Raw genomic sequence first — 6397 nt, forward strand, 5'->3', positions numbered from 1 at the left:
TCGCCAGGAGCGCTTCCGCGCCGAGTTCAGCGCCGATCGCCCGATGATCTGGCGTGGGCAGGCCATGGAGGCCTACCGCGTCGAGGCGGCGCCCGATGCCAGGCACATCACCGTGGAGTTGAAGGCCACGCCTTACTACTACGCCTACGTCAATGAGTCGGACCAGGGTTATCTGCGGCAGTCGCCGCGCCTGGAGATCGGCAGTGCCGACGCGCTGCAGGATTATTTTGGCCCGTTCGCCAAGCGCTACAACGAGATCCTGGCGGCCCCGCTGCCGCCGAACGCCGCCGCGGTGGTCGCGGCGCAGCGCGACAAGCCCGCGCCCCAGGCCGTGGCCGGCCTGATGCGTCATCTGCACGAACACTATCGCTACCTGGGCGACTGGCGCAGCAGCGAGCGTGGCCAGATTCCGTTTGCGCTCGACGAGATCGAGCGCCGCGGCTATGGCGACTGCAAGGACCTGGCGGTGCTGCTGGTGGCCATGCTGCGCGCGGTCGGCATCGAGGCCGAACCCGCCCTGGTGGCGCGCGGCACCATGGCGCCCGAGGTATTGCTGCCCGGCCTGGCCGCGCCCAACCATGCCATCGTGCGCGCCCGCGTGCAGGGCGCGACCTGGTGGCTGGATCCCACCAACCCGGTGTTCGTGCCGGGCTTCACCATGCCCGATATCCAGCAGCGCTGGGCGTTCGTCATGGACAGCCAGGGCAATATGCGGCGCGAGGACATTGCGCTGGAGGCGCCGGGCGTCGGCGTCGTGGTGACGCGCAACGAGCGCTTTGGCGAGGACGGGCAGGCGCAGGTGCGCGCATCGGTCGAGGTGGGGCGCATGGTGGCGGCCGAAGTCAGCGTGGGTGATCTGCAGAACGGCGCGACGGCGATGGACCAGGCGCTGTGCCGCAGTTTCGCCGCCGAGAACCGCGATTGCCGGCTGCAGCGCGCCGCCAGCGATTTCGTGGTGCCCGCCACCTATCGCATCGACGCCACGCTGGTGGACCTGCGGGCGCTGGAACGCGTCGGCCGGCAGTATGTGCACACGCAATCGCACCTGGGCGATGACTGGGAGGCCTTCGCCCGCTACCGCCAGACCGGCCAGCTGGCGGATATCTATCTGGGCACGCCGGAGACCGCGTCGTACGACGTGACGCTGACGGGCGGCCAGGTCGACGCGCCGGCGCTGCATTGCCAGGTGCGCTCACCCTGGATCGATGTGGACCTGGACGGCAAGCCCGCCGCCTCGGGCTACCAGTACCGCTATCGCAGCGTCCGCAAGGTCAGCTGGTTCAGCCATGCGGACATCGTGTCGGATGGCTTCGGCCAGGCCATCGACAAGGGCCGGCAGTGCGTGGAATCCCTGCGCCTGGCGGTGACGCTGCCGGGCAAGTGACCGGCAGCCTGTCCTTCGCCGGTGGCGCGGTCACCAATGAAAAACGCGGCCCCGGGGCCGCGTTTTTCATTGGCAATGCGCGCTCATTCGAGCTTGATGTTGGCCTTCTTGATCACGTCGGCCCAGGTGGCGCGCTCCTTGTCGGCGTAGGCCTTGAAGTCCTGCGCCGACATGGGCATCGGGATGACGCCCATGTCCAGCATCTTCTGCGACACGGCAGGCGACTTCAGCGTGGCGTCGAGTTCGGCGGACAGCTTCTTGACCACGGCTTCCGGCAGACCGCCGGGGGCCACCAGGCCTTGCCAGGCGTAGGCGGTGAAGTCGGGCACGCCTTGTTCGGCCATGGTGGGCGCGTCCGGCAGCACGGCAACGCGCTCGGGCGTGGCCGCGCCCAGCACGCGCAGCTTGCCGGCCTTGACGTTGGGCAGGCCGGCGGCCAGGTCGATGAACATCACGTCCACCTGTCCACCCAGCAGGTCCTGGATGGCGGGCGCCGCGCCCTTGTAGGGCACGTGCAGCAGGTTGGCGCCCGTGCGCTGCTTGAACAGCTCCAGCGCCAGGTGGTGCGGCGAGCCGGCGCCGGCCGAGGCGGCGGTCAGCTTGCCGGGTTCCTTCTTGGCGGCCTGGATCACGTCGGCGACCGTCTTGTAGGGTGAATTGACGTTCACCGCCAGCAGCAGCGGGAACTTGGCGATGCCGCCGATGTAGGTGAACTTGGACGGATCGTAGGCCAGCTTGGCGTACAGCGTCGGGTTGTAGGCCAGGGTGCCGGAGTCGGCGGTGCCGACGACGTAGCCGGTGGGTTCGGCCTGCGAGATCGCGGTGGCGCCGATGATGGTGGCGGCGCCGGGGCGGTTCTCGACCACGATGGTCTGGCCCAGCGGTTTCTCGATGCCGCTGGCGACGGTGCGCGCGACCACGTCGGCGCCGCCGCCGGCCGGGTAGGGCACGATCCAGCGGATGGGTTGGGTGGGCCAGGATTGGGCGGCGGCCGCGGTGGCGGCCAGCGACAGGGCGGCAAGCGCCAACAGGCGCCGGGCGTGCTTGTGCATGGGGAGTCTCCTCATTTTTTTTGCGACGCTATTATGCCCCGGCAACGCGGCAATATGCGCCTGTTTCCCGGCCCGGATTCGGCGGCTTATTGCGGATCCGGGTAGCTGCGGGCGCCGAAGATGGCGGTGCCGATGCGCACTTCGGTCGAGCCCTCCTCGATCGCCAGTTCGAAATCTCCGCTCATGCCCATCGACAGGCGGTCCAGCGACACCCCTTCGATCGCTTCGTGGCGCAGCTGGTCGCGCAGTTCGCGCAAACTGCGGAAGCAGGCGCGCACTTCGCCCGGATCGGGCGAGTTGACCGCCATCGTCATCAGGCCGCGCACGCGCAAGGTCGGGAACTCGGCCACGATGCGCCGCAGGAAGGCCGACACGTCACTCGGCGCCATGCCGTATTTGCTGGGTTCGCTGGAGGTCTTGACCTGCACCAGCACGTCCAGCGTCCGGCCCTCGAGAACGAGGCGGCGGTGCAGGGCCTCGGCCAGGTCGATCCGGTCCAGCGATTGCAACTCGGTGGCGTCACGCGCCGCGTCCTTGGCCTTGTTGGTCTGCAGGTGGCCGATCAACACCCATTGCAGTCCCTGTCCCGCCAGCGCCGCGGCTTTCTGCCGCAATTCCTGGGTCTTGTTCTCGCCGAACCGGGCCAGGCCCAGCGCCATGGCCTCGCGGATGGCGTCGACCTCGAACGTTTTGCTGACGGGCAGCAGCGTCACGCTGTCCGGTGCCCGGCCGGCGCGTTCGCAAGCCTGGGCGATGCGTTGCCGGATCGCGGCCAGGCGGATGGCCATGGTGTCTACTTCGGTCATGCGGGGTCTCTTCGGTACGGAATGTCCCATAGTGTAGGACGCGCGCGCACCGTTTCGCCACACCGGTCCGCGCCGCGCCGCATCTTCGTTGACCCTGCCGGAGCGGCAGGCTTAGAATTTGGCGATATTTGTTTAGATTTCAATGTTCTAAGCCTCCGGCGCCGTCCGCACGACGACGCGGGTCCTCCCTTTCTCCTCGCCGTCCCCTCCGCCATGTCCAGCGCCGCGCCCGAGTACGCTTTTGCCACGCCTTTCCTGAATCCCCCCGCCTCCCCGATCCGTTCGCTGATGCCCTACGCGATGCGGCCGGGCACCATTTCGCTGGCGGGCGGCTATCCGGCGCAGGAACTGTTCGACGTGGACGGCCTGACGATCGCCTCCACCCAGGTGCTGGCGCGGCTTGGCGCCTGCCTGCAATACTCGAACATCGACGGACAGGCCAGTCTGCGCAACGAATTGGCGCGGTTGTCGGCGGCGCGCGGCCTGCACTGCAACGCGGACACGGAACTGGCCGTCACCGGCGGGTCGCAGCAAGCCATGGCGCTGCTGACCCGTGTGATGCTCCAGCCCGGTGACCATGCCGTCATCGAATCGCCGGCCTTCCCGAATTCCGTGCAGGCGTTGCGCTACACCGGCGCCACGGTGCATACCGTGCCGTCCGGCCCGGACGGCGTCGACATCGACGCGCTCGATGAGCTTGCCGCGCGCGTCAAGCCCAAGGTCGTGTGCGTGGTGGCGTCGTTCTCCAATCCCTGTGGCGCCACCATTTCGCGCCAGCGCCGCCTGCGCCTGCTGGAGCTGGCGGTCAAGCATCGTTTCCTCATCGTCGAGGACGATCCGTACAGCGAATTGCGCTTCGCCGGCGAGGCGGTGCCACCCATCATGGCGCTGGCCGAGGGCGAGGCCCGCAACTGGGCCGTGTACCTGGCAAGCATGTCCAAGACCATGGCGCCCGCCTTGCGCATCGGCTGGCTGGTGGCGCCGGCCGAAATCCGCCGCCGCTGCGTCGGCGCCAAGGCGGCCGACGACATGGCTTCGTCCACGTGGATCCAGGAAGTCGTGGCGCAATACCTGGCCAATGGCCGCTACGAAGAGCACGTGCCGCGCATCCGCGCGGCCTATGGCCTGCGCTGCGACGCCATGGCCGAATCGTTGACGCGCGAGCTGAACGGACGCATTGCGTTCAGCAAGCCCGAGGGCGGCATGTTCTTCTGGGCGCGCCTGACGGGCGAGGTCGACGCCACCCGCCTGCTGCCCTACGCCATCGAGCACGAAGTGGTCTACGTGCCGGGCAAGGCGTTCTACGCCGACCCGGCGCAGGCCGACCTGCATGCCATGCGCATGTCGTTCGCCACCATGAACGAAGCCCAGATCGCCCAGGGCATGCAGCGGCTCAGCCGCGCCCTGGACGCGTGCGAGGCCAACCAGCCGGTGTCGATCTCGCTGGCGGCGTGATATACCCAAATAAGCGCTGGTTATTTTGCGCGGGCGCTTCATGTCTATAAGCTTCTCGCCGTGGCGCGCTCGCGCGTCCCGGTACAACAGGAAAAACAGTCATGAACATTGCAAAAGGGTTGGTGGGCGCGGCGTTGTTGCTGGCCGTGGCACAAGGCGCGCAGGCGGCGACGTTGGACGTCGTGCGCCAGCGTGGGGCGGTGGCTTGTGGCACCACCACGGGTTTCGCGGGCTTTTCCGCGCCGGACGCGCAGGGCAAGTGGCAGGGGCTGGACGTGGACCTGTGCCGCGCGATCGCCGCGGCCGTGTTCGGCGATGCCAACAAGATCAAGGTGGTGCCGCTCAATTCGCAGCAGCGCTTCACCGCGCTGCAATCGGGCGAAGTCGACGTGCTGACCCGCAACACCACCGTGACGCAGCAGCGCGACACGGCGCTGGGCATCATCCACGCCGGCATCAATTTCTATGACGGCCAGGGTTTCCTGGTGCCCAAGTCGCTGGGCGTCAAGAGCGCCAAGGAAATCAACGGCGCCACGATCTGCCTGCAGACCGGCACCTCCAACGAGAACACGCTGGCCGACTGGGCGCGCGCCAACAACGTCACCTACAAGCCGGTGGTGATCGAGACCTTCAACGAAGTGGTCAATGCGTTTGCCGCGGGCCGCTGCGACGTGTTTTCCACCGACGCCTCGGGCCTGGCATCGATCCGCATCTCCAAGCTGCAGAACCCCGACGACTACGTGGTGCTGCCCGAGATCATCTCGAAGGAACCGCTGGGTCCGTTCGTGCGCCAGGGCGACGACGCCTGGCTGAACATCGTGCGCTGGTCGCTGTCGGCCATGATCGAGGCCGAGGAATATGGCGTCACCTCCAGGAACGTCGACGAACAGGCCAAGAGCAGCAATCCCAACATCAAGCGCATCCTGGGCGTGACGCCCGGCGGCGGCGCCAACCTGGGGCTGGACGAAAAGTGGGCCTACAACATCGTCAAGCAGGTCGGCAATTACGGCGAGAGCTTCGAGCGCAACGTCGGCCAGGGCAGTCCGCTGAAGATCAAGCGCGGCCTGAATGCGCAGTGGACGCAGGGCGGCCTGATGTACGCGCTGCCGATCCGCTGAGCGCGGCCTGGGTCCGGGCGGCGCCGTTCGGGCCCGCCAATGAAAAACCGATGCCGCGGCATCGGTTTTTTTTGGGGCCGTTGGTGGCGGCGGTGGCGGCGGTGGCGCCTGGTCCGGATCGTCAGCGGCGCCGGTACACCTCGGCAATCCGGGTGAACGCCGCGCGCAGTTCGCGCGTGCCGCCCTGGAAGATCACGGGCCGCCCGCGATGCGTGAACACCACCAGCCGCTTGGAAAAGATCATCGGCACGAAGCGGACTTCGCGCACGTCCTCCCAGGCGACTTCGCGCCGCGAGAACCAGGTCTGGCGCAGGCCGTGTTCGTCGATGGTGGTGATGGAGGTCTGCATGTGCCATGACACGAACAGCAGGCCGATGAAGCACAGGCCCACCACGACGGCCATCATGCCGTCCAGCGACTGGCCCGGGGCGCGGATGGCGGTGGTGACGACCTGGACGCCCAGCACGGCCAGGATGACCCAGGTCAGGATGCGCACCCAATCGGGCCAGGCCTGCCCCGACAGGGGCAGCGGGCCGATGGCGCGCAGCAGGGCGGCGTGATCCTCGGGCGAGGGGGAGGGGG

The 6397-nt window shown here is 67.9% G+C and carries 6 protein-coding genes; 3 read left to right on the plus strand and 3 right to left on the minus strand.

The window, feature by feature from the left end; genetic code table 11:
* The coding region (locus DK459_RS21485) for a transglutaminase family protein (RefSeq protein ID WP_110135251.1) at positions 1-1384 on the plus strand (1384 nt) is incomplete at its 5' end.
* 83 nt (positions 1385-1467) lie between these two features.
* Here DK459_RS21485 and DK459_RS21490 read toward each other — a convergent pair.
* A complete protein-coding gene (locus DK459_RS21490; RefSeq protein ID WP_020925991.1) occupies positions 1468-2436 on the minus strand; it encodes a tripartite tricarboxylate transporter substrate binding protein in 969 nt (322 codons plus the stop codon).
* A gap of 86 nt (positions 2437-2522) precedes the next feature.
* Positions 2523-3242, minus strand: coding sequence for a YggS family pyridoxal phosphate-dependent enzyme (locus DK459_RS21495; protein ID WP_006389905.1), 720 nt, complete (start codon positions 3240-3242; stop codon positions 2523-2525).
* A gap of 213 nt (positions 3243-3455) precedes the next feature.
* Here DK459_RS21495 and DK459_RS21500 point away from each other — a divergent pair, with 213 nt between their 5' ends.
* Together DK459_RS21500 and DK459_RS21505 are read left to right on the plus strand one after the other, a co-directional pair.
* The gene (locus DK459_RS21500) at positions 3456-4697 is read left to right on the plus strand and encodes a PLP-dependent aminotransferase family protein (protein ID WP_006389906.1); all 1242 of its coding nucleotides are present in this window, start codon (positions 3456-3458) and stop codon (positions 4695-4697) included.
* Between the two features lie 101 nt (positions 4698-4798).
* Entirely contained in the window at positions 4799-5815 is a 1017-nt protein-coding gene (locus DK459_RS21505; protein WP_006389907.1) for an amino acid ABC transporter substrate-binding protein, read from the plus strand.
* Positions 5816-5936: 121 nt separating this feature from the next.
* Here DK459_RS21505 and DK459_RS21510 read toward each other — a convergent pair.
* Positions 5937-6397: hypothetical protein (locus DK459_RS21510; RefSeq protein ID WP_110135252.1), on the minus strand; the 461-nt coding region annotated here is incomplete at its 5' end.

Origin of the sequence: Achromobacter sp. RW408 (assembly GCF_003184165.1) — a bacterium.
Taxonomy (GTDB): Bacteria; Pseudomonadota; Gammaproteobacteria; order Burkholderiales; family Burkholderiaceae_B; genus Achromobacter; species Achromobacter xylosoxidans.